Below are 22710 nucleotides of genomic sequence, written 5' to 3'. Positions count from 1 at the left end.
AGAGCTTCCTTTGCGAACGTATTTTATGCATTGTTTCCGAAATTATATCGTATGAGCGTTGGAGTCCTCCCATCCCCCCCACCCAATATGATAAATCATCATAAAACGCTGTAATTCGACAACCGGAATGATATAATGCGTGTAAAAGCATATGGGAAGGAGCTTACGATGAAAGACAGAAATATTATTCTCGGTGTCACCGGCGGGATTGCTGCATTTAAAGCGGCCGCGCTTGCTTCCAAATTGCACCAGGCGGGCGCGAACGTAAAAGTCATCATGACCGAGGGTGCCCGTGAATTCATCACTCCGTTAACGTTCCAGGCTTTAACGCGGGACCGAGTCTATATAGATACATTTAGTGAAGAAGAAGTGGACAAGGTTGCCCACATTGATGTCGCCGATTGGGCGGATAACGTTGTGGTCGCGCCTGCCACGGCCGACCTCATCGGAAAATATGCGAACGGGATTGCCGATGATATGCTCACGACGACGCTACTGGCGACACGGGCGCCTGTCTATATCGCGCCTGCCATGAACGTGAACATGTTTGAACATCCGGCCGTTGTTGAAAATATCCACAAATTGGAAGCGCGCGGTGTCGGTTTCATTGAGCCCGGTTCCGGTTATTTGGCTTGTGGTTGGATCGGCAAAGGGCGCATGGCGGAACCGGAGGATATTTTCGCGTTTCTGGAGAACGGTAAACCCCCGTCATTGCCGTATTTAAAAGGAAAAAAAGTGCTTGTTTCCGCGGGGCCGACGCGAGAAATCATTGACCCGGTGCGGTTTTTGTCCAATCGGTCCTCCGGAAAAACAGGCTTTGCCGTCGCCCAAGCGGCCCAGGCGCAAGGGGCAGAAGTGACCCTCGTCACCGGTCCGACGGAATTGCCGACGCCGCCGGGGGTGAGGCGTATTGATGTGACGTCCGCCCAAGACATGCTCGACGCGATTGCGCCATTATACGATGACGTCGATCTCGTCATCAAAACAGCGGCAGTGGCCGATTACACGCCGGACGAGACGTTTCCGCACAAAGTGAAAAAAAGCGATGGTGATTTATCGATCCACATGGTCCGCACGGTCGACATCCTCGGAGAACTCGGCCGCCGCAAGGATAAGCAGATTCTCGTCGGGTTCGCCGCCGAGACCGAGAATTTGGCGCAATATGCTGAGAAGAAGATCCAGGAGAAAAACCTTGACATGATTGTCGCCAACAATGTCAATGAAAAAGGCATCGGTTTTGCAAGTGATGATAATCAAATCACGATCTTTCGCCGGGATCACGAAAGCATCGAATACGAAAAACAGAGCAAAGAAGACCTCGCGCATCATTTGCTGGAAGAGATCCGACCATTTTTTGAGGGAGACGGTGAACGTGTACGCGAAAATCATCGTTGATGTTCCGAGCGGCGGAACCGACCACCCTTTCGATTATCATTTGCCCGATGCGCTCGCGCAAACAGCGAGCATAGGAATGCGCGCGCTCGTTCCTTTCGGACAGCGAAAATTGACCGGTTTTATCGTGGACATTGTAAGCGAAACAAACCTTGAAAAAGTAAAAAGTGTTGCGGAACTGCTCGACATTACGCCTGTTTTGAATGAAGAGTTATTGGCGTTGGGCGCGTGGATGTCGAAAGAAACGATCTGTTTTCAAATTACCGCTTTTCAAGCGATGATTCCGGCGGCGATGCGTGCGAAGGCTGTGAAAAAAATAGCCGTTGTTGAATCCGAGCGATCGGACTTGCCCATGAACATACAAGCGTTTTTTGGCCAGGCGGGTGAACGAAGCTGGGCGGACGTTCCGGGCGACGCCCGCCTCCTGCGTGATATCCGTTCGGCGGTGGAACAGCGGCAAATCACCGAACGCTACGAGCTCAAAGACCGGGCAAAGCACCGAACAGCCAAAGCGGTTACGGTGCCATCCGACGTTGAGGAAAAACCCGCGACGAAGAAGCAACACGAAACGTTCGCGTTGATTTCCGATCATTACGGGAAAACCGAGGTTGCGATCCAAACGCTCATCCACCAATTGTCGCTTTCCCGTGCCGTCATTAATACCCTCGTCAAAAACGGCTTTTTACAGGAAAAAGAAATCGTCATCGACCGCAATCCGTACACGAGTGCCGAAGGCGACGGGAGCGAAGAAAAAGCGACACTTACTGTTGGCCAGTCCCGCGTACTTGCCCAACTCGAGGAAACGATCGATCAGCCCCAAGGCTCTACAATGCTGCTGCACGGGGTCACGGGAAGCGGGAAAACCGAAATCTATTTGCAAGCCATTGACCGGGTTCTAAAACAGGGAAAAGAAGCGATCGTGCTCGTGCCGGAAATATCGCTCACCCCGCAAATGGTGGAACGGTTTAAACGGCGGTTTGGCGCTAATGTAGCTGTCCTGCACAGTGCGCTCTCCGTCGGCGAACGTTTTGACGAATGGAAAAAAATCCAGGAACAACGCGTGCAAGTCGCTGTCGGAGCACGCTCGGCTGTTTTTGCGCCGTTTACGAATCTCGGTCTCGTCGTCATCGATGAAGAACATGAGAGCACGTACAAGCAAGAAGAGCACCCCCGTTATCACGCGCGTGAAATCGCGATCTGGCGAAGCGAGCGACATTGTTGCCCGGTGCTCCTCGGGAGCGCGACCCCTTCCATGGAAAGTTACGCGCGGGCAGCCAAAGGGGTGTATCACCTTCTGTCCCTGCCTGATCGGATCAACCAACAGCCGCTGCCGGCCATTGAAACCGTTGATATGCGGGCGGAAATGCGCGAGGGGAACCGTTCCGTTTTTTCGACAACGCTATTGGACAAGCTGCGCGATCGCACCGAAAAAGGCGAGCAAGCGGTGCTCTTTTTAAACCGGCGCGGCTTTTCGACGTTTGTCATGTGCCGCAATTGCGGCTATGTGGGCATGTGCCCCCATTGTGAAATCTCGCTCACGTTCCATCGCCGCGACAGCCAGTTGAAATGCCATTATTGCGGCCATGAGGAGCGTGTTTATGAACGTTGCCCCAGTTGCGAAAGCACGCATATCCGTTTTTTTGGCACCGGCACCCAGCGTGTAGAGGAAGAATTGCAACAGCTCCTTCCCGAGGCTCGCATCATTCGCATGGACAATGACACAACGAAACGCAAGGGCGCCCACGAACGGCTGTTAAAACAATTCGGAAACGGCGATGCCGAGATTCTGCTCGGGACGCAAATGATCGCGAAAGGCCTGGATTTCCCGAACATTACGCTCGCCGGGGTGCTTGCCGCGGATACGCTATTGCACCTCCCTGATTTTCGGGCGCAAGAGCGAACGTTCCAATTGTTGACGCAAGTGAGCGGTCGTGCCGGACGCGCGGAAAAAGCAGGGGAAGTCATCATCCAATCGTACACGCCGGAGCATTACGCGATTCAACACGCGCAAACGCATGACTATTTATCTTTTTTTAAAAAAGAATTAGGGCAACGGAAACAAGCGGGTTATCCGCCGTATTATTTTCTTACATTGATTACATTTGCCCATGCCACGTACGCCACCGCGATGAAGGCGGGAACGCACGCGGCCAAGCTGTTGCGCGCCCGTTTGGGGGACGATGCCGTTATTCTCGGGCCGACTCCTTCACCCATCGCGCGCATTAAAGATAGATATCGTTGCCAATGCATGATAAAATACAGGGATGAGCCAGAAATTACGGACGTGTTACATGAATTATTCAGCTATTACCAAAAGGAATTGCAACAAGACCAAAGGTTTATTACGATCGACCGGGACCCGAACATGTTCATGTAAATGGCGAAATAGGAGGATTTGAAAGCGTGAAAATTGTATTTATGGGAACGCCCGACTTTGCCGTTCCGGTACTTCGCATGCTCGTAGACGAGGGGCATACGATTGTTAACGTCGTCACCCAGCCGGACCGGCCGAAAGGGCGAAAGCAACAACCGGCGAAGCCACCGGTCAAGGAAGAGGCGGAACGGCTCAGCTTGAAGGTTTTACAGCCGGAAAAGGTGAAAGAAGCGGTACCGGATATTCTGGAGCCAAAGCCGGACCTTATTGTCACCGCCGCTTACGGCCAATTGCTGCCGGAATCGCTCTTATCTGGACCGGCCTTCGGTTGTGTGAATGTCCATGCTTCTCTTTTGCCGAAATACCGCGGCGGCGCCCCGATCCACCAGGCAGTGATCGACGGGGAAAAAGAAACGGGCGTCACCCTTATGTATATGGTGAAGAAACTGGATGCCGGGGATATGCTCGCGCAAGCGTCCCTTCCCATCGAGGAGACGGACACTGCCGGAACGCTTCATGACAAGCTAAGCGCGCTCGGGGCCGATCTCTTGCGCGAGACATTGCCGGCGATTGCCGTGGAAACCGTCGTTGCCGAACCGCAGGAGGAAGCGCACGTGACGTATGCGCCAAACCTTTCGCGCGGCCAGGAACGTATTGATTGGCAAAAATCTGCCGAAGCTGTATATAATCAGATTCGCGGCATGAACCCTTGGCCCGTCGCCTATACCCATTGGGGGAATGACCGGTTGAAAATTTGGGGCGCGTCCCGTGCAAATGAACGCTATCCGCACAAAAAAACTGGCGAAGTTGTTCGCTTGGCAGATGAAGGCATTATCGTCGTTTGCGGAGACGAACACGGGGTTCTTTTACAGGAAGTGCAACCGGCCGGCAAGAAAAAAATGGCCGTCAGCGATTTTCTGCGTGGGCGCGGACAATCTTTGGCAGCAGGAGAGGTATTCGGCAATGGCGAAAATGACGGATAAACAGCCGCGCATGCAGGCGGCAAAAATCCTGGACCGTGTTTTGTTTGACCGGGCGTACAGCCACCTTGCGTTGCATGAAGCGCTTCGTGAACAGCCGCTGGAGGAAGTGGATGCGCGTTTTGTCACCGAAGTCGTGTACGGGACGATCAAACGCTTGAATACGATCGATGATGTGCTCGGACGCGTCATGAAACAACCGCTCCGCAAAACCGACCGCAGGGTGAAAACAATTCTGCGTATGAGCGTATACCAATTGCTTTTTATGGATCGGGTGCCGGAGCGCGCGGCCATCCATGAAGGCGTGGAACTCGCAAAAGCTTGGGGCAGGGGCGGATTGAAAGGCTTTGTCAATGGTGTGCTTCGAAACGTTGCCCGCCAAGGCCTTCCGGATTATCGTGCCCTTTTCGACCCCGTCCAACGGATAGCGCTCTCCACGTCACATCCGGAATGGCTCGTGCGTACATGGATAAACACGTACGGGGAAGCCGTGACCGAGGCCATGTGTGAGGCAAACGCCGAGCGCGCGTATACGACGTTGCGCGTGAATCGGCTGCAAACCGACCGATTGGCCTTGCAGGAAAAGTTGGAAGCGGATGGGGTGAAAACAACCCCGGGGAAGCTTTCTCCCGACAGTTTAATCGTTATGGAAGGGCAAGCGTTGCACAGCGCGTTGTTCGAACGGGGGGCTTTTTCTTTTCAAGACGAAAGCTCGATGCGCGTGACAGATGCGCTGGATCCGCAACCGGGGATGCGTGTGCTTGATGCATGTGCCGCCCCCGGAGGCAAGGCGGCCCACATCGCCGAACGGATGAATGACGATGGCGAAGTGCTCGCCAATGACATCCACGACCATAAACGCACGCTTATTGCCGAGCAGGCAGAGCGCTTAGGTTTAGAAAGCATCAACGCGCAAGCGAGTGATGCCACCGAGCTTGCCGGGAACATCGAAACAAAAACCTATGATCGAGTGCTCGTTGATGCGCCGTGCAGCGGGCTCGGTGTTTTAAGAGCCAAACCTGACATTAAATGGCACATCGACCCCAAAGAGATCGAACAACTTGCCGCTTTGCAAATCAACATTTTGGAGGCGGCCGCCCATGCATTGAAGCCGGGCGGAATACTTGTCTACAGCACGTGTACAGTGATGCCGGCGGAAAACGAAGACGTGATCGCTGCCTTTCTGAAAAACAACCCTTCGTTTGAACTGGATGACACATTGGATGCACGTCTCGGCCTAGAGACAGAAAACCCTGGCCAGAGGTTGATTTTCCCGCAGCAATACGATAGCGATGGTTTTTTTATTGCTGCCATGAAGAAACGAGGTGACCAAACGTGAAAGCATTGCAAAAAGAAGCAACAAAAGCGATGAAGCCTTCCTTGCTGTCGTTGACTTATGAGGGCTGCAAGGAATGGATGAAAGAGAACGGGGAACCTGCCTTCCGCGCAAAACAGGTATTCGAATGGCTGTATCAAAAGCGGGTCGGCAGCATGGAAGAAATGACCAACTTGCCGAAAGCGTTGCGGGAGAAACTAGAAGAGGAGTTCTCATTAACGCGATTGCACGAAAAACTTCGGCAAACGTCCACTGACGGCACGATCAAATTCTTGTTTGAACTCGAGGATGGCTATTCCATTGAGACGGTATTGATGCGCCACGATTACGGCAACAGCCTTTGCGTCACGACACAGGTCGGGTGCCGCTTGGGATGTACGTTTTGCGCTTCCGGGCTTGGAGGCTTGCAGCGGAATTTGGAAGCCGGTGAAATCGTTGCGCAAGTGCTTGATGTCCAACGTGCCCTTGACGAAAGCGGGGAGCGGGTCGATTCGATTGTCGTGATGGGCATCGGGGAGCCGTTCGATAACTACGATAACTTGATGGCGTTCTTGCGTACGGTCAATGATGATGAAGGATTGAATATCGGCGCGCGCCATATTACGGTTTCCACGAGCGGAATGGTTCCTAAAATCTACCGCTTTGCAGAGGAAGGAATGCAAATCAATTTTGCGGTTTCCCTGCATGCGCCAAATTCGGAAATCCGGGGGCGCTTGATGCCGATTAACCGGGCTTTTCCGGTGCATAAATTGATGGATGCGATTGACTATTACCAAAACAAAACGAATCGCCGTGTCACGTATGAATACGGGCTTTTCGGAGGCGTGAACGATCAAGTGGAGCATGCCGAAGAACTCGCGGATTTAATCGGCCATACGAATGGGCACGTAAACTTGATTCCCGTTAATGATGTGCCCGAAAAAGACTATATTCGTTCGACGCGTGCGGATATTTTTGCCTTTGAACGCACGTTGAAAGCACGCGGAGTCAATGTCACGATTCGCAGGGAACAAGGCCATGACATTGATGCCGCCTGCGGGCAGTTGCGGGCGAAAGAAACGGGGTGAACCGATGGAAACGGTGTTCAGGACAGACGTAGGAAACGTTCGAAGCCATAACGAAGACGCCGGAGGCCTTTTTTATGGCGAGGACATGACACTCGCCGTCGTTGCCGACGGCATGGGCGGGCACCGTGCCGGAGATGTGGCGAGCGAGATGGTTGTGGAAGCGTTGCGGGAATCCTGGCAAAACCATCCGCCCCAAAACGATATCGATGCCATTAAGGATTGGTTGGAAAAGGAAATTAAAAGGGCGAACCGTGCGGTTTTTTCCAAATCCAGTGACGAAGTTGCTTTTAAGGGGATGGGAACGACGGTGATTGCTTCGGTGCTTTATAACGACATGATGGTCGTTGCCCACGTCGGAGACAGCCGCGCTTATCGGTTGCAATCGCGAACGATCGAACAAGTGACGAGCGATCATTCCCTCGTTAATGAACTTGTCAAAAAAGGCCAGCTGTCCCGGGACGAAGCCGAAAACCATCCGCGCAGCAACGTGCTCATCCGGGCAATCGGCACCGAAGAAGAGATCGAAGTGGACGTGGGTGCCCATGATTTCTCGCCCCACTCCGTCTTATTGCTCTGTTCAGACGGGCTTTCGGATAAATTGGGGGAGATGGACGTTGAAGCGAAGCTGATCGGCGTAGACTCGATGGCTGAAGCTGCTGACGCCCTTATCCAAGAGGCGCTCGCGCGCGGGGGCGAGGATAACATTAGTGTCATCCTCGCGCATCATGATGAGGAGGGGGCCGATTCATGATTGGAGAGCGTATCGACGGGCGGTATGAGGTACAAGCTTATATTGGCGGCGGGATGGCTCACGTGTATCGGGCCCGTGACATCATTCTTGAACGGGACGTTGCCGTGAAGGTTCTTCAGCCTCAACACGTCGATGATGATGCGTTCGTGCGGCGATTTCGCCGGGAGGCGGAGGCAGCCACGAGTCTGGTGCATACGAATATCGTTGATATTTATGATTTAGGCGAAAATGATGGAATTTTTTATATTGTCATGGAGTATATGCGCAACAATACCCTCAAGGATAAAATTGTTAACGAAGGGGCGTTGCCTTTTCCCGAGGCGATGCGGATTTTTTCGGAATTGACAAGCGCGATTGCCTATGCCCACGAGCAAGGCATCATTCATCGCGATATCAAGCCGCAAAACATATTGCTCGATGAAGACGGAACTGTAAAAGTTACGGATTTCGGGATCGCCCGGGCATCCTCGGCAGCGACGATTACCCAGACGAACTCAGTGCTCGGATCCGTCCACTACATGTCCCCGGAGCAGGCGCGCGCGGGGACGCTGACGACGAAAACGGATATCTACGCGATCGGCGTCACCCTTTTTGAAATGGTCACCGGCCTCTTGCCTTTCAACGCCGATTCGGCTGTTTCCATCGCGCTCAAGCATTTGCAGGACCCATTTCCAAACGCGAAAGACCTTCGAAGTGATCTGCCCGAAAGCGTGAATAATATCATTCGCAAAGCGACGGCAAAAGATCCGTTGCAGCGCTATGAAAATGTGGAAAAAATGTATGTGGACGGGGAAACAGCCTTATCACCGGAACGCTTCAATGAAGCGCCGGTCCACATTGCCGACCCCGACGAAGAAAGCACGCGCCCGATTCCCGCCGTTGGCCTCTCAAACGAAGGGGAAGATACAAAGGCAACAAACGGCGAAGGGAGCGAAGAAACGTCGGAAACGCTTGCCGAGCCGGTGCCGAGCGGGAAAAAAAAGAAACGAAGGTTTTGGAAAATCGCGGGAGTCGCGTTTTTGGTGCTGATCGCGATCATCGCTGCTTTTACCGTCGTTCCTGCACTATTGGGACCGGATGAAGTCGATGTTCCGGATGTGGTCGGATCCGAAGAAGAGGAAGTGATCGAAGAGCTGGAGGCGCTGAACCTACAGCCGGAAACGGAATATGAATTCCACGAAGAAGCGGAAGAAGGCGAGATCTTTCATCAAGATCCAAGCGCGGGGAGAACTGTTCGTGAAGGGCAGACGGTGACGCTTTCCGTAAGCGAAGGTCCGGAGACCGTGGAGGTGCCGGATGTCGTCGGCTTGCAATATGAACAAGCGGCCGAGGAATTGCAAGACTTTGAAGACGTGAATCTTACAGCCCAGCCAACGGAAGACGTTGCCGAGGATCTGGTCATCGAGCAAAGTCCATCTGCCGAAGAAGAAGTTGTCCCCGGTGAAACGACCGTGCAGCTCACGTACAGCGAGGCGCCGGAAGTCACCATTGAGGATCTTAGCGGGACATCTCAACAAGGGGTCGACAATTATTTGGAAGCCAACAATTTAAACGGTTCTTTTCAAAGGAGCCATTCGGAAAGCGTGCCGGAAGGGGACGTGATTTCCCACGATCCGGGGCCGTATGTTACCGTGTCGCAAGGAAGTGAAATTAATTTTGTCATCTCCGACGGCCCTCCGCCGGAAGAAGAGGAAGAAGAACCGGTGCAAACGGTGGAAGCGGTGATTCCGGTCGAAGTATCGGAGATGAATGGCGATGATGACGTTTATGATATCGAAATCGAATATGAAGACTCCACGACAGACGGTCCGGAGACATATGAAGAAGAGGAGATCAGTGAGTCAACGACGTATCATGTTCCCCTTGAAGTAACGCCAGACACGGACGGCTCCTACACGCTCTATGTCGATGGAGAGGAAGTGCAATCAAATTCATTTTCCTATGAAGACTAATTCGGGGATGCGTAAAGGAGGTTCCATGTGCAAGAAGGGCAAATTGTGAAATCCGTTGGCGGTTTCTATGATGTGAAAAGCGAGGGTTCTGTTTTTCGTTGTCGCGCGCGTGGGTTATTCCGAAAACAAAAAATAAAACCGTTGGTAGGCGATTATGTCACGTTCGCGGATGACTATATCACGGCTGTTCACCCGCGCACAAACGTGTTGCATCGCCCGCCGATGGCCAATATTGATCAGGTTTTGCTCGTCTTTTCCATTACGAAACCTGCGTTTTCCGGGTATTTGCTCGATCGTATCCTCGTCCATGCAGAGGCCATGAATGTGGAGGCAGTGATCGTCGTTACGAAAAACGATATTGCTTCGGAAAAGGAACGAGTGTTGTTTCACGGATACCGGAAGGTATACGAAGACGTCGGTTACCCGGTGATCGTTCCTTCCGAGAGCGATGAAAGCCTTGGGGAGCAGCTGCTGCCTTATTTTCAAGATCGTGTGTCTGTTTTGGCCGGTCCCTCGGGGGTAGGGAAGTCGACGCTTCTCAATCGTGTATCGCCCGATTTGGAATTGGAAACGGGCGGCATCTCCGAGGGTTTGGAACGGGGAAAGCATACGACCCGCCATGTGGAACTTTTAAGCGTTGGCGGCGGAAGTGTTGCCGATACGCCCGGCTTTAGTTCCCTGGATTTTACAGGCATTGATTTGGAATTGGTGCAAGACTGTTTTCCGGAAATCAGCGCCGCGAGAATGGACTGTAAATATCGGGGCTGCACCCACCGGAAAGAGGATGGATGCGCCGTGAAAGCGGCTGTTGAACGAGGCGAAATTGACGGCAATCGCTATAAGCATTACCAGCATTTTTTTAATGAAGTAGAAGAGAGCAGGAGGTATTGACCGATGGTGAAAATTGCCCCGTCTATTTTGGCAGCTGATTTTGCATCATTAAAAGAAGAAATCGTTTCAGTGGAGGAAGCGGGCGCAGATATGATTCACGTCGACGTGATGGACGGTCATTTTGTGCCCAACATTACGATCGGCCCTATGATCGTCGAAGCATCCCGGCGATCCACCGCGTTACCGTTGGATGTGCATTTGATGATCGAACAGCCGGAACATTATATACCCGCGTTCGTTCAGGCCGGGGCTGAGATCGTTACTGTTCACGCGGAAGCCTGCCCCCACCTGCATCGAACCGTCCATTTGATCAAGGAGCAGGGAGCAAAAGCGGGGGTCGCCATCAACCCTCATACGCCTGTTGACGTGCTCCGGCATGTTTTGGAAGACATTGACCTTGTGTTGTTAATGACCGTAAACCCCGGTTTTGGCGGCCAATCATTTATCCGAGGCGTGTTGCAAAAAATCACTGACGTCAAAACGATGGCAAAAGAAATGAATGAAAACATTTGGATCGAAGTGGACGGCGGGGTTGATGGGGAAACGGCCCCAATGTGCATCCAAGCGGGCGCAAACCTCCTCGTTGCCGGCTCCTACGTGTTCAAACAGGAGGATCGAGGCGAGGCGTTTCGAAAGCTGCGGGGGGACTTGTAGGCGTTTGAGAGGGCTTATCTTCGGCATCTTGTGGGAAGAAAGAAAAAAATAAAAATTTTAATGTACTATTTCGGGAATGGTGAATATACATATAGAAGAATCCGTATGTGCCATCATTGGCTGTCCGTGCATAAAGCTGGCCTTCAAGGAGGAATAGTGATGAAATTTTATACCATTAAGCTGCCGAAATTTGTGGGAGGGTTCGTACGCGCTGTACTAGGCTCGTTTAAAAAAGGATAAGGAAGGGGAAGGCACCGGGTTTAGCCGGTGCTTTTTCCGTTATGATTCAGGAGCATAGCCTCCGTTTTCCGTGGGGGGATAGATACGCTTGCATTGCGATATAATTTCGGAAAAATCATCTAAATTATAACGTATACACGAACAATACGATATAATTTAGGTGAAGGTACGTAAAATATGATCGCAAAGAGCTTTCTCGCGATATAATATTAGTCAGAAGCGTGAAATTATATCGCGAGCTACATTTCAAAGAAGGGTTAAAACGAACTATAATAGGAGGGATTGCCAAAAACAGAACGTATGACGCCCGTACTTGATCGAGCACTAGAGAAGAACATAATTTCGGTAACCATGAAGCTCCCATGCGTACAAATAAGAAAGAAGAGATCGCGAAACGCCATCCCGCCATTCCTCTGTAAAATTAAAAAAGAAAAAGCCGGCGGTCGGCGCTTAAACGCGCGTGACTTTGCCGGCTTTCAAAGCTTTGGTCGATACGTAGGCCTTTTTGGGTTTTCCGTTGACCAAAATCCGTACTTTTTGTACGTTCGCGCCCCAACGGCGTTTCGTTGAGTTATTCGCGTGTGAACGTTTGTTCCCGGATGATGGACCTCGTCCGGTAACGACGCATTTTCTGGACATTCGATGACCTCCTTTATCCAACCTGTATGATTTCACCCCAATATCTTAGCACAAACTGACCGTTAATCGCAACGTTCTCTTGTTTAAAAGAGCATTATTATAGTAAGATGATCATAGCTGATCGTTCAGGAAAACCCTATTTAAGGAGGATGGTTATGGCCCTTGAAATGAACTCTCAATTGGGATCCATCGATATATCAAAAGAAGTGGTTGCCACTGTCGCCGGTGGTGCCGCCACAGACGTTTATGGAATTGTAGGAATGGCTTCTCAGAAACAAATCAAGGACGGATTATCCGAGTTGTTAAAAAGGGATAATTTTTCACGCGGCGTCGTCATCCGCGAATTTGAGGACGACCTTCACATCGATATGTACATTATCGTCAGCTATGGGACGAAAATATCGGAAGTCGCTTATAATGTGCAAACGAAAGTGAAGTATCAGCTTGAACAAATGCTCGGATTAACGGTCGAATCGGTAAATATTTTTGTGCAGGGTGTGCGAGTAAGCAACCCGTAGTGGAAATGAGGTGGATGAACAGTGTCAACGAAAATTGACGGAAAAACCCTGATCGATATGTTTGCGGAAGGAGCGCACGTCCTTGACCAACATTCGGAGCGTGTCGATGCTTTAAACGTTTTTCCGGTGCCGGATGGGGACACGGGAACCAACATGAGTTTAACGATCAACTCCGGCGTTAAAGAAATGAAACAAGGGGAGGATATGCGCACGTCAGCGGTGGCCAAGCGATTTTCCAAAGGCTTGTTGATGGGCGCGCGGGGAAACTCGGGTGTCATCCTTTCCCAATTGTTCCGTGGATTTGCAAAAGGCATTGAAAAAAAAGACGAAATTGATGGCCATGCGTTGGCGTCTGCTTTGGAGAATGGGGTGGACACCGCTTATCGTGCCGTTATGAAACCGGTGGAAGGAACCATCCTTTCGGTGGCCAAAGACGCGGCAAAAGCAGCGCGTAAAGAAGCACGCAAGCATAATGATGCCGACGCCGTGCTTGAAAAAGCCCTTGACGAACTTAGACGTTCTTTGGAACGGACGCCTGATTTATTGCCCGTTTTAAAAGAAGTAGGGGTCGTAGATTCGGGAGGCCAGGGTCTGTTGCATATTTGTGAAGGGATGCTGGCTGGCTTGAGAGGCGAATCTACTGCTGATCATGTAAAAGATGCTAAAGAGCAATCTTCCATGGAGAATCTCGTGGAAGCCGAGCATCATCATATCCAGGGAGATATAGCGCCGGAAGACATTGAGTTTGGCTATTGCACGGAAGTCATGATCCGCTTTGATGATGAGAAAACGAAGGAAAATCCGTTCGACGAAGACGAATTTCGCACAACTTTGAGCGAACACGGGGATTCATTGCTCGTCGTAAGCGATGAAGATTTGGTCAAGATACATATTCACGTGGAATACCCGGGCGCGGTCATGGATGAAGCACAGAAATATGGCGAACTGATCAACGTTAAAATCGATAATATGCGGGAACAACAGGCGGAGTTATCTTCCGACATGCATAAAGAAGCTACGGAAACCGGAGGACAGGCGGAAAAGAAATCAACATACGCGGTGATCGCCGTTACAATGGGCTCCGGTGTTCAAGAATTATTTGAAAGCCTGGGCGTCGATGAGGTTGTGGAAGGCGGGCAAACGATGAACCCGAGTACAGAACAAATCATCGATGCCATTAACAAAACAAATGCCGAGCATGTTTTTCTTATCCCGAACAACGGCAATATCGTCATGACGGCCGAACAGGCGGCGGATGTATTTGAAGATTTGGATGTGCGCGTCATTCCGACAAAATCTGTTCCGCAAGGGCTGGGCGCCATGTTTGCATTTAATGAAGAAGAAGACGTTGCGGCAAATGAAGAAGCGATGAAAGAAGGCATTTCAACGGTAAAAAGCGCCCAAGTCACAACATCGATTCGCGACACCACCATTGAGGGCATCGAAATTAAGGAAAACGATTTCATGGGCATTGTGGAAGGAAAAATCGTCAGTGCCGGCGAAACGTTGGAGGAAACGTTAAAAAAGATGGCTGACGCTTTGATCGATGATGAGATCGAAATGCTTACGATTATCGCCGGTGAAGATGCGGAGGAGGCATGCACGGAGGCGCTTGCTTCCCACGTGGAAGCGCATTACGAAGACGTGGAAACGGAAATTCATGATGGAAAACAGCCGATCTATCACTACATTCTGTCGGCTGAGTAGAGGGGAGAAACCACAACATTTTAAGGGGGATGCGTATGGCACGTGTGAAAGTGGTGACAGACAGCACCGCGGATATTCCAAAGGAGTTATTGGAAGAACTGGACATTACGGTCGTTCCGCTGAATGTTAATTTTGGGGAAGATGAAACGTACACGGACAGGGAAACGTTAAGCCCGTCGGGTTTTTATGAGAAACTGCAAAAAAGTGAAACCATGCCCACAACCTCCCAGCCTTCGCCTTATGATTTTGAGACCGTCTACCGCGACTTGGAGGAAGAAGATACCGTTATTTTTTCCATACACTTATCGTCTCAATTGAGCGGGACCTATCAAGCGGCAACACTCGGGGCGGAAGAAGTGGACACAGAAGTTGAAGTCGTTGACTCGAAGCGGGCGAGCTACGCGTTCGGCATCATCGTTACAGATATTGCACGCCTTGCAAAAAATGGCGCCGACAGGGATGAATGCCGAAACCGGCTGGAGCACTTGTTGCAACATACGACGGTTTTCTTCATGGTGGATACCCTGGAATATTTGGAAAAAAACGGCCGGATCGGAAAAGCTTCGGCGCTGCTCGGTTCCCTGTTGAAGATGAAACCGATTCTTTCTTTGAGCGAGGAAGGGGAAGTTTATCCATACGAAAAAGTGCGGGGTCGAAAAAAAGCCATGGCGAGGATCGTTGCAGAACTGGAAAACATCTATGGCGATCAACCCATCCAGTTGGGAATGTTCCACGCGATTGCTGCTGATTCGTCTGAAACGATGGCGGCAGATATAAGGGAAAAGCTGAATGTTGCCTCTGAGGTGACAGCGGAAATTGGCGCCGTCATCGGAGCCCACGTTGGACCTGGAACGATCGCGGTGACGATAACTCCGGCACAAGAAAACGTGTAAAAACGGCAACGGAGGACCGTGAAAAAATCATGACAAGCTCAAAAAAACCGCAAACGAGCATTGAGGAGCTAAAAGGCGTCGGTCCGGAGACGATGAAAGATTTGGACCGACTCGGTATTTTTACATGGGAGGATTTGCTCTGGCATTTGCCCCATCGATATGAAAATGTGGCCATTCGCCCGGTGGAAGAACTGGAACACGATGCGCAGGCAACGCTCGCCGGCACCGTTCAGGGTCCGCCCACTGTCAAATACTACGGCGCCAAAAAAAACCGTCTTTCTTTTCGTTTATTTGCCGATGAGCATCTCATCCAAGTGGTGGCTTTTAATCGTGCGTTTTTAAAAAATAAACTTCAGCCGGAGACGAAGGTGAATGTAACCGGAAAATGGGACCGCTACCGTGCCCAGCTCACCGCCCAACGAATTGAGTTCGGGGACGTCGATGAAACGCGCGCCTACGCTCCCGTGTACACCATCACCGGCAAACTTACGGTCCGTCAATTGGAAAACTGGATCAAACAAGTCATCCGTCAAGACGTATTCCCCGAAGAAGCACTCCCTGTTTTTTTACAAAAAAAATACAAATTGCCGACGATTGCCGAGGCGCTGGCTACGCTTCATCAACCGGAAAACGCCCAAACGCTTAAAAACGCGAGACGCCGTGTTGTTTACGAAGAATTCCTCTGTTTTCAATTAAACATCCAGGCGTATAAACGCACGCGCAGAAAAAACGAACGCGCAGAGCCGACGAAGATCGATGAAGCGTCCACTCGACGATTCGTGCAAGCATTGCCGTTTGCCTTAACGGACGCACAGGCACGCTCGCTTCGTGAAATACTGGCGGATATTCAGGACGGCCATAAAATGAATCGGCTCCTGCAAGGGGATGTCGGTTCGGGTAAGACAGTCGTCGCCGCGTGCGCCATGTATGCGGTGGTGGGTGCCGGGAAGCAAGCCGCGTTAATGGTGCCGACCGAAATCCTCGCTTCGCAACATGCGGAAAGCCTTGCCGAATTTTTTCATCCTTATGGCTTGGAAGTCGCGCTTTTGACCGGTTCAACGAAAACCGCTCGCCGCAAGGAAATCCATGCCGGCCTGGAGAGCGGTGAGATTTCCATGATCGTTGGCACGCACGCGTTAATTCAGGCCGCGGTCCCTTTTCATGATCTTGGCTTGGTCATCACCGATGAACAGCACCGTTTCGGTGTGGAACAACGGCGAGCGCTTCGGGAAAAAGGAAACCCGGATGCTTTGTTCATGACGGCGACCCCGATTCCCCGAACACTGGCGATTACAGCTTACGGAGAGATGGATGTGTCTCGCATTGATGAACAACCGAGCGGGCGAAAACCCGTGAAAACCTACTGGGCAAAACCGGACATGCTTGAACGAATTATCGCTTTTGTCCACAAAGAAACGTCCGCGGGGAAACAAGCATATGTGATCTGCCCGCTGATTGAAGAATCCGAGCAATTGGATGTGCAAAACGCGATCGATATTCATGCGCAATTGGAAACATTAATGCCCGACAATCGGATCGGTCTTTTGCACGGCCGTTTGCGAGAGGAAGAAAAAGAAGCCGCGATGGATGGATTTACAGGCGGCGATATCGATGTCCTCGTCGCGACGACCGTGGTGGAGGTAGGTGTCAATGTGGCGAACGCCACGATCATGATCATTTATGACGCGGACCGCTTTGGGCTCTCGCAACTGCACCAGCTTCGCGGACGTGTTGGGCGCGGCGATGCACAGTCTTATTGCATTTTGCTGAGTGATCCCGCGTCGGAAACCGGAAAAGAACGCATGCGCATCATGACCGAGACGACCGATGGGTTTGTTTTGGCGGAAAAAGACTTGCGGTTGCGCGGACCGGGAGATCTGCTCGGACAGAAGCAAAGCGGCATGCCCGAATTCCGTCTCGCCGATCCCGTCCATGACTACCGGGCGTTGGACACCGCGCGTCAAGACGCGAGTGCACTCCTCGACTCGGAAGAATTTTGGCAGCACCCGGATTATCAAACGTTACGGGACGATGTGCAGAAAACCGGCGCAATTTCGGGAAAGAAATTGGATTGAATGGGGAGAAGCAGGCGCGGCCATGGTGCCTGAACTAGTTGGTTGATAGCGGATCCGGTCGCCATGAAGCGCTCATGAAGCCCGCGTGATGCGCTCGCACCGCGAAACGGTAATCATGGAGCGTTCATGAAACCCGAGCGAGATGCTCGAACAGCCGCCCCGGTAGCCATGAAAACAGGGCCTGTCCATCTCCCAGGCTGCGACACCCCCATTTTTTAGCAGCGGAGACTTGATTTTCATGTCTGTTTGATTCAAAATTAGGACCAAGTCCTAGCAAAAGCTAACATTAATTGACCAATACGTTTTTCTGATATCACAGAGGACTAATCTTAGGTGGAAACCCGATAAGTAGTCTCCAGAGCGATCGTGTGAGGACTAATCTTAGGTGGAAACCCGATAACTAGTCTCCAGAGCGTCCATGTGAGGACTAATCTTAGGTGGGAACCCGATAAGTAGTCTCCAGAACGATCGTGTGAGGACTAATTTTGGGTAAATCCCCGATAAATAGTCTCAAGGACATTCGTGCGGCGACTAATATGAAGCATACCCCCATTTTTTGGCGCCTCAACTCGGGTGGCAGGCGTAACCCGACGTACCTGCCACACCTAACCGAACAGAAAAGCACGATATAAACTCGAGGGGAGGCAAAAAGGAGGCCGCCGGCCGGCGGCCATCCTTCCCCGCCTCATTTTGGAAGGAGTCTCCTTGGCACAATAAAGATGAAAAGAACGAAAGCTGAACGGAAACAGGAATTGGAAGACACGATTGAGGCCAATCCTTTTATTACGGATGAAGCCTTGGCCGAACGTTTTGATGTAAGTGTGCAAACCATTCGCCTTGATCGTTCCGAGTTAAGAATCCCGGAAGTTCGAACGCGCATCAAGCAGTTGGCCGAGACGAATCATGATGATGTTCAAGCCCTGCAAAACGAAGAAGTGATTGGAGAAATCGTTGACTTGCAACTGGATGAACAAGCGATCTCCATCCTCGATATTACTGACGACGATGTGTTTACGCGTAATGGCATAGCGAGGGGGCACCATCTTTTTGCGCAGGCGAACTCGCTCGCGGTTGCCATCATTGACGACGCTTTTGCGGTGACCGGAAGGGCGAACATTCGCTTCATGCACCAATTCTATGCCGGCGAACGGGTCGTGGCGAAGGCACAAGTAAAAAAGCGCAGCGAGGAATACCCGGTCATTACCGTGGACAGCTATGTGAACCAAAGCCTCGTTTTCAAAGGGGAGTTCGTGATGTCGAGAGGGAAAGAAGCGTGAAATTGTAAGGCAAAGGAGTACGTTCAACGATGAAAATAGCCATAGACGCGATGGGAGGCGACCACGCCCCGAAGGCGCAAGTGGCCGGAACGTTAGCAGCCGTCCGGGCATTTGAAGATCTTGAAGTGACGCTCGTCGGTGACGAGGAAAAGATTAACCCTCATCTGGCAAGCCATGAACGCATTACCGTCATGCACACAACGAGTGTCATTGAAAATGATGAAACCCCGACGCAGGCCGTCCGCCGCAAAAAAGATTCCTCGATGGTGCTGGCCGTCAAGGAAGTGCGCGAAAATCGGGCGGACGCGAGCATATCCGCGGGAAATACGGGTGCATTGATGTCTGCCGGCTTATTGCAAGTCGGGCGTATTGAAGGATTGGAACGCCCGGCGCTGGCACCGATGCTCCCGACCGTTGACGGCGAAGGATTTCTTCTCTTGGATGTGGGCGCCAACATTGATGCGCGCGCTGCCCATCTATTCCAATACGGAATTATGGGAGACGTCTACATGCGCCGTGTCAAAAATCGCAAACAACCGAAGGTAGGATTACTGAACATCGGTAGCGAAGAAGGAAAGGGCAATGAATTATCAAAACAAGCCTTTGAACAAATGCAAGGCGCCGATTTTACATTCATTGGAAATGTCGAGGCGAGGGATGTATTGAATGGCGTTTGCGATGTCGTCGTTTGCGACGGTTTTTCCGGAAATATTTTACTGAAGTCCATCGAAGGTACGGCGGAAACGTTGTTTTCCATTTTAAAAACGGAGCTTAGTTCGACAATGAAAAACAAAATGGCAGCCGCGGCTTTGAGGCCATCGTTTAAGGGGATCAAGCAAAAACTAAGCTATTCCCATTACGGGGGTGCCGGTTTGTTTGGGTTGAAAGCTCCCGTTGTAAAGGCCCATGGATCGTCCGATCACACCGCCTTTTTTCACGCCATACGTCAAGCCAGGCAGATGGTTTCCGAAGACGTAGCAAATGTCATCGCCGCTGATTTGCAAAAGCAGAGGAGGGAATAAAATGGGGAAAACGGCCTTTTTGTTTCCGGGGCAAGGCTCACAAGCGATCGGAATGGGCACAACCGCGGCCGCGGAAAACAATGCGGCACGAAAGGTCATGACCAAAGCGGATGAAGCCCTTGGGTTTCGCCTTACCGAATTGATGGAAAATGGCCCGGAAGAAGAACTAAAAAAGACCGTTAATGCGCAACCTGCGTTACTAACGGCGAGCACCGCGGCACTGCAACTTTTTTCAGAGAGCGGTTTGCAGCCGGATTACGTTGCCGGACACAGTCTCGGAGAATACAGCGCCCTTGTCGCCGCTAACGTTGTCGAATTCGAGGATGCAGTCTTGGCTGTTCGAAAAAGAGGGGAATTAATGGAGGCTGCGGTGCCTGCCGGTGAAGGCGGCATGGCGGCAGTCATGGGAATGGAAAGGGAAGCGTTGGAAGCCGTCGTTTCCGAAGTCAATGAGCAAGGCTCTCCCGTGCAACTCGCCAATTTGAACGCCCCGAACCAAATCGTCATGTCCGGTTCGTCGAATGGCATCAAAGTAGCCGGGGAGCGCGCAAAGGAACAGGGTGCACGCCGCGTGGTACCTTTAAACGTGAGCGGCCCCTTTCACTCGCCGCTTATGAAACCTGCCCGCGAGCAGTTGCAGGAAGTATTGGCGCCGATCGGCTTTCGCGACAGCGAGGTTCCGGTTGTGACGAACGCCCACGCAAGTGCAGCAACCGATGCGGAAACATTGAAAGAAGCGCTCGTCACTCAGGTGACTGCTCCCGTGCTGTGGGAAGACAGCATCCGTTTTCTGCTTGATGATGGCGTGGATACGTTTATCGAAATCGGTGGCGGGCAAGTGTTGGCCGGCTTGGTGAAAAAAATACAACGCCGCGGCATACAAGTATTTTCCGTCGAAAGCCAAGCAGATCTCGACGCAGTATTGGAAGCAAAAGCGTAAAGGAGGGTCGAAAGATGCTACAAGGAAAAAAAGCACTCGTCACCGGGGCCTCCCGCGGGATCGGACGAGCTATCGCGCTCAACCTCGCGCAACACGGAGCAGACGTTGCCGTTAATTACGCGGGGAGTGAAGCAAAAGCGGCGGAGACAGCGAAAGAGTGTGCTTCTTATGGCGTGGACGCTTTTCCCGTGCAGGCAAATATCGCGGATGAAGAAGATGTCAAAGCCCTTTTTAAAACGGTCACGGACCGGTTCGGCGCGATTGATGTGCTCGTGAACAACGCCGGCATCACCAAGGACAATTTAATCATGCGCATGAAAGAAGACGACTGGGACCAAGTCCTCGACACGAATTTAAAAGGGGTCTTTCTTTGTTCAAAAGCCGCGGTGCGCCCGATGATGAAACAACGGGCGGGATCGATCATTAACATCGGTTCTGTTACCGGTTCTCTCGGCAATGCCGGTCAGGCCAATTACACCGCGGCAAAAGCAGGGGTCGTTGGATTGACGAAAACGTTGGCAAGGGAGTTGTCCTCCCGTCACATCCGCGTGAATGCCGTCGCGCCGGGTTTTATTGAAACAGAAATGACAGACGAGCTGGAAGGTGAACAACGGGAAGGGCTGCTGGCACAAATTCCGCTCGGAGAACTCGGGCGACCTGAAGACGTGGCTGAAATGGTCAGTTTTCTCGCCGGCGAAAAAAGCCGCTATATGACGGGACAGACCCTTCATGTCGACGGCGGCATGTATATGTCTTAGAGGTGAGAGGTGAGAGGTTAGATGTGAGAGATCTTTCTTCCAACCTCCCACTTCCCACTTCTCACCTCCAAAAGTTAGGCTGGTTTTTTGTGGGCAAATATCCTATAATAACAAAGAAACAGATCAGATAAGGAATTAAAGGAGGAGAAAAAAATGGCAGAAGAAGAAACGCTAGAACGTGTAAAGAAGATTGTCGTTGATCGTCTCGGAGTCGAGGAATCGGAAGTAATCAAGGAAGCAACGTTTAAAGATGATCTTGGTGCCGATTCCCTGGACGTCGTTGAGCTCGTCATGGAACTCGAAGATGAATTTGATATGGAAATCTCTGATGAAGAAGCGGAAAAAATCTCAACCGTCGCTGATGTCGTGAATTACATAGAAGGACAGCAGTGATGAAAGAGAGGCGGGAAGTCAGATGTGGGGTTCCGACGCTCGCAAGCTGCCTTCCCGGTTTTTTCTAAGAAAAAAGGAGCTGTAAGAGAAGAAAAATGAAATCCTCTCCAAAAAAAAAGAACAAAATACACGCGAGCGAAAACCATGTGCAGAAATTCCGGAATTTATTATCGAAATTAGAATTGCATTTTAATGATGATCAATTGTTGTATCAGGCTTTTACCCATTCATCTTATGTGAATGAAAAGAAGCACAGGGCCGATAGCGATAACGAACGGTTGGAATTTTTAGGAGATGCCGTGCTTGAACTATGCGTTTCCCAATACTTGTATCGCCGTTTCCATACGATGCAGGAAGGGGAGATGACGAAACTGCGTGCCGCCGTCGTTTGTGAACCATCGCTTGCAGAACTCGCGCGAAGCTATCATTTTGGAAGCCTCGTGTTTCTCGGCAAAGGGGAAGATTTGACGGGCGGCCGGGAACGTTCGGCGATGCTCGCGGATGTCTTCGAAGCGTTTGTCGGTGCCCTTTACCTGGACCAAGGCATGGACGCCGTTCACCACTTCCTGGAAAAAACCGTTTATGAAAAAATCGAAACCGGCAGCTACACGGATGTAATGGACTTCAAAAGCCAGCTACAAGAATTTGTCCAACGAGCCTCAACGGGAACGGTCGCTTACGAGATCGTTGATGAACAAGGACCTGCGCACAGCAGGGAATTCGTTGCCCGCGTCTCCATCAATGGCGATCATCAAGGCGAAGGAGTCGGGAAAACAAAAAAATCGGCAGAGCAACACGCCGCCCAAAAAACACTGATGCTCTTAAGTGCCGGAAATGAATAACACATTGGC

Annotated in this window: 21 protein-coding genes; 20 read left to right on the top strand and 1 reads right to left on the bottom strand. The window is 51.3% G+C overall.

The genetic code is table 11. From position 1 onward, the window contains the following. Window positions 1-168: 168 nt before the first annotated feature. The 10 genes from coaBC (at window position 169) to spoVM (ending at window position 11637) form a co-directional block, all read left to right on the top strand. Window positions 169-1395: a bifunctional phosphopantothenoylcysteine decarboxylase/phosphopantothenate--cysteine ligase CoaBC gene (coaBC, locus tag EPH95_RS04720; RefSeq protein WP_142087778.1), complete on the top strand. Its 1227-nt coding sequence runs from the start codon at window positions 169-171 to the stop codon at window positions 1393-1395. Then, window positions 1373-3769: a primosomal protein N' gene (gene priA / locus EPH95_RS04715; RefSeq protein ID WP_405127417.1), complete on the top strand. Its 2397-nt coding sequence runs from the start codon at window positions 1373-1375 to the stop codon at window positions 3767-3769. Before coaBC ends, priA begins: the two co-directional genes overlap by 23 nt. A gap of 41 nt (window positions 3770-3810) precedes the next feature. Further along, complete coding sequence (gene fmt / locus EPH95_RS04710; protein ID WP_142091484.1) at window positions 3811-4749, top strand: methionyl-tRNA formyltransferase; 939 nt, start codon at window positions 3811-3813, stop codon at window positions 4747-4749. Next, entirely contained in the window at window positions 4730-6085 is a 1356-nt protein-coding gene (gene rsmB, locus EPH95_RS04705) for a 16S rRNA (cytosine(967)-C(5))-methyltransferase RsmB (protein ID WP_227004049.1), read from the top strand. Before fmt ends, rsmB begins: the two co-directional genes overlap by 20 nt. Window positions 6086-6114: 29 nt before the next feature. After that, window positions 6115-7149 (top strand): dual-specificity RNA methyltransferase RlmN, encoded by a 1035-nt coding sequence (gene rlmN / locus EPH95_RS04700; protein ID WP_227004119.1) that lies wholly within the window; start codon window positions 6115-6117, stop codon window positions 7147-7149. Window positions 7150-7153: 4 nt separating this feature from the next. After that, the gene (locus tag EPH95_RS04695) at window positions 7154-7900 is read left to right on the top strand and encodes a Stp1/IreP family PP2C-type Ser/Thr phosphatase (protein ID WP_142091482.1); all 747 of its coding nucleotides are present in this window, start codon (window positions 7154-7156) and stop codon (window positions 7898-7900) included. After that, window positions 7897-9852, top strand: a complete 1956-nt coding sequence (pknB, locus tag EPH95_RS04690) for a Stk1 family PASTA domain-containing Ser/Thr kinase (protein ID WP_142087774.1) — start codon at window positions 7897-7899, stop codon at window positions 9850-9852. Before EPH95_RS04695 ends, pknB begins: the two co-directional genes overlap by 4 nt. Window positions 9853-9879: 27 nt before the next feature. Continuing rightward, window positions 9880-10743, top strand: coding sequence for a ribosome small subunit-dependent GTPase A (gene rsgA / locus EPH95_RS04685; protein WP_142087772.1), 864 nt, complete (start codon window positions 9880-9882; stop codon window positions 10741-10743). Window positions 10744-10746: 3 nt separating this feature from the next. Next, on the top strand, window positions 10747-11397 hold the full coding sequence (gene rpe / locus EPH95_RS04680) for a ribulose-phosphate 3-epimerase (RefSeq protein WP_142087771.1): 651 nt from the start codon (window positions 10747-10749) through the stop codon (window positions 11395-11397). Window positions 11398-11556: 159 nt separating this feature from the next. Then, window positions 11557-11637 (top strand): stage V sporulation protein SpoVM, encoded by an 81-nt coding sequence (gene spoVM, locus EPH95_RS04675; protein WP_142091481.1) that lies wholly within the window; start codon window positions 11557-11559, stop codon window positions 11635-11637. A gap of 450 nt (window positions 11638-12087) precedes the next feature. Here the strand turns inward: spoVM and rpmB are convergent, their stop codons facing one another. Beyond that, on the bottom strand, window positions 12088-12276 hold the full coding sequence (gene rpmB, locus EPH95_RS04670; protein ID WP_142087770.1) for a 50S ribosomal protein L28: 189 nt from the start codon (window positions 12274-12276) through the stop codon (window positions 12088-12090). Between the two features lie 155 nt (window positions 12277-12431). On the opposite strand from rpmB, the gene EPH95_RS04665 reads away from it, so the two are divergent. The 10 genes from EPH95_RS04665 to rnc all read left to right on the top strand — a co-directional run bounded on the left by EPH95_RS04665 (window position 12432) and on the right by rnc (window position 22701). Continuing rightward, the gene (locus EPH95_RS04665; RefSeq protein ID WP_142087768.1) at window positions 12432-12794 is read left to right on the top strand and encodes an Asp23/Gls24 family envelope stress response protein; all 363 of its coding nucleotides are present in this window, start codon (window positions 12432-12434) and stop codon (window positions 12792-12794) included. A 57-nt stretch (window positions 12795-12851) separates the two neighbouring features. Continuing rightward, window positions 12852-14501 carry a DAK2 domain-containing protein gene (locus EPH95_RS04660; protein WP_405127450.1) on the top strand — a complete coding sequence of 550 codons (1650 nt, stop codon included), beginning with the start codon at window positions 12852-12854 and terminating at the stop codon, window positions 14499-14501. Window positions 14502-14536: 35 nt separating this feature from the next. Then, the gene (locus EPH95_RS04655; protein ID WP_142087765.1) at window positions 14537-15394 is read left to right on the top strand and encodes a DegV family protein; all 858 of its coding nucleotides are present in this window, start codon (window positions 14537-14539) and stop codon (window positions 15392-15394) included. 29 nt (window positions 15395-15423) lie between these two features. Then, window positions 15424-17469 (top strand): ATP-dependent DNA helicase RecG, encoded by a 2046-nt coding sequence (gene recG / locus EPH95_RS04650; RefSeq protein ID WP_142087764.1) that lies wholly within the window; start codon window positions 15424-15426, stop codon window positions 17467-17469. A 719-nt stretch (window positions 17470-18188) separates the two neighbouring features. Further along, a complete protein-coding gene (gene fapR, locus EPH95_RS04645) occupies window positions 18189-18746 on the top strand; it encodes a transcription factor FapR (RefSeq protein WP_142087762.1) in 558 nt (185 codons plus the stop codon). Between the two features lie 29 nt (window positions 18747-18775). After that, a complete protein-coding gene (gene plsX, locus EPH95_RS04640; protein ID WP_142087761.1) occupies window positions 18776-19768 on the top strand; it encodes a phosphate acyltransferase PlsX in 993 nt (330 codons plus the stop codon). 1 nt (window position 19769) lies between these two features. Continuing rightward, the gene (gene fabD / locus EPH95_RS04635; RefSeq protein ID WP_142087759.1) at window positions 19770-20708 is read left to right on the top strand and encodes an ACP S-malonyltransferase; all 939 of its coding nucleotides are present in this window, start codon (window positions 19770-19772) and stop codon (window positions 20706-20708) included. Between the two features lie 14 nt (window positions 20709-20722). After that, entirely contained in the window at window positions 20723-21466 is a 744-nt protein-coding gene (fabG, locus tag EPH95_RS04630; RefSeq protein ID WP_142087758.1) for a 3-oxoacyl-ACP reductase FabG, read from the top strand. A gap of 153 nt (window positions 21467-21619) precedes the next feature. Beyond that, window positions 21620-21859 (top strand): acyl carrier protein, encoded by a 240-nt coding sequence (gene acpP / locus EPH95_RS04625; protein ID WP_142087756.1) that lies wholly within the window; start codon window positions 21620-21622, stop codon window positions 21857-21859. 95 nt (window positions 21860-21954) lie between these two features. Next, window positions 21955-22701: a ribonuclease III gene (gene rnc / locus EPH95_RS04620; protein WP_142087754.1), complete on the top strand. Its 747-nt coding sequence runs from the start codon at window positions 21955-21957 to the stop codon at window positions 22699-22701. Window positions 22702-22710: the final 9 nt, after the last annotated feature.

The sequence above is a fragment of the Salicibibacter halophilus genome (genome assembly GCF_006740705.1).
GTDB classification, from domain to species: Bacteria; Bacillota; Bacilli; order Bacillales; family Marinococcaceae; genus Salicibibacter; species Salicibibacter halophilus.
Note: the sequence above shows the minus strand (reverse complement) of the source record. Positions and strands in the feature narration are given on the sequence as shown.

Bases quoted from the DNA above. Each gene is read 5' to 3' on its own strand.
- rnc (WP_142087754.1), top strand. From the start codon at position 21,955: ATGAAATCCTCTCCAAAAAAAAAGAACAAAATACACGCGAGCGAAAAC.
- rlmN (WP_227004119.1), top strand. From the start codon at position 6,115: ATGAAGCCTTCCTTGCTGTCGTTGACTTATGAGGGCTGCAAGGAATGG.
- fapR (WP_142087762.1), top strand. From the start codon at position 18,189: ATGAAAAGAACGAAAGCTGAACGGAAACAGGAATTGGAAGACACGATT.
- EPH95_RS04660 (WP_405127450.1), top strand. From the start codon at position 12,852: ATGTTTGCGGAAGGAGCGCACGTCCTTGACCAACATTCGGAGCGTGTC.
- fabG (WP_142087758.1), top strand. From the start codon at position 20,723: ATGCTACAAGGAAAAAAAGCACTCGTCACCGGGGCCTCCCGCGGGATC.
- EPH95_RS04695 (WP_142091482.1), top strand. From the start codon at position 7,154: ATGGAAACGGTGTTCAGGACAGACGTAGGAAACGTTCGAAGCCATAAC.
- plsX (WP_142087761.1), top strand. From the start codon at position 18,776: ATGAAAATAGCCATAGACGCGATGGGAGGCGACCACGCCCCGAAGGCG.
- EPH95_RS04665 (WP_142087768.1), top strand. From the start codon at position 12,432: ATGGCCCTTGAAATGAACTCTCAATTGGGATCCATCGATATATCAAAA.
- spoVM (WP_142091481.1), top strand. From the start codon at position 11,557: ATGAAATTTTATACCATTAAGCTGCCGAAATTTGTGGGAGGGTTCGTA.
- rpmB (WP_142087770.1), bottom strand. From the start codon at position 12,276: ATGTCCAGAAAATGCGTCGTTACCGGACGAGGTCCATCATCCGGGAAC.
- rsmB (WP_227004049.1), top strand. From the start codon at position 4,730: ATGGCGAAAATGACGGATAAACAGCCGCGCATGCAGGCGGCAAAAATC.
- coaBC (WP_142087778.1), top strand. From the start codon at position 169: ATGAAAGACAGAAATATTATTCTCGGTGTCACCGGCGGGATTGCTGCA.
- fmt (WP_142091484.1), top strand. From the start codon at position 3,811: ATGGGAACGCCCGACTTTGCCGTTCCGGTACTTCGCATGCTCGTAGAC.
- recG (WP_142087764.1), top strand. From the start codon at position 15,424: ATGACAAGCTCAAAAAAACCGCAAACGAGCATTGAGGAGCTAAAAGGC.
- rpe (WP_142087771.1), top strand. From the start codon at position 10,747: ATGGTGAAAATTGCCCCGTCTATTTTGGCAGCTGATTTTGCATCATTA.
- pknB (WP_142087774.1), top strand. From the start codon at position 7,897: ATGATTGGAGAGCGTATCGACGGGCGGTATGAGGTACAAGCTTATATT.
- EPH95_RS04655 (WP_142087765.1), top strand. From the start codon at position 14,537: ATGGCACGTGTGAAAGTGGTGACAGACAGCACCGCGGATATTCCAAAG.
- acpP (WP_142087756.1), top strand. From the start codon at position 21,620: ATGGCAGAAGAAGAAACGCTAGAACGTGTAAAGAAGATTGTCGTTGAT.
- fabD (WP_142087759.1), top strand. From the start codon at position 19,770: ATGGGGAAAACGGCCTTTTTGTTTCCGGGGCAAGGCTCACAAGCGATC.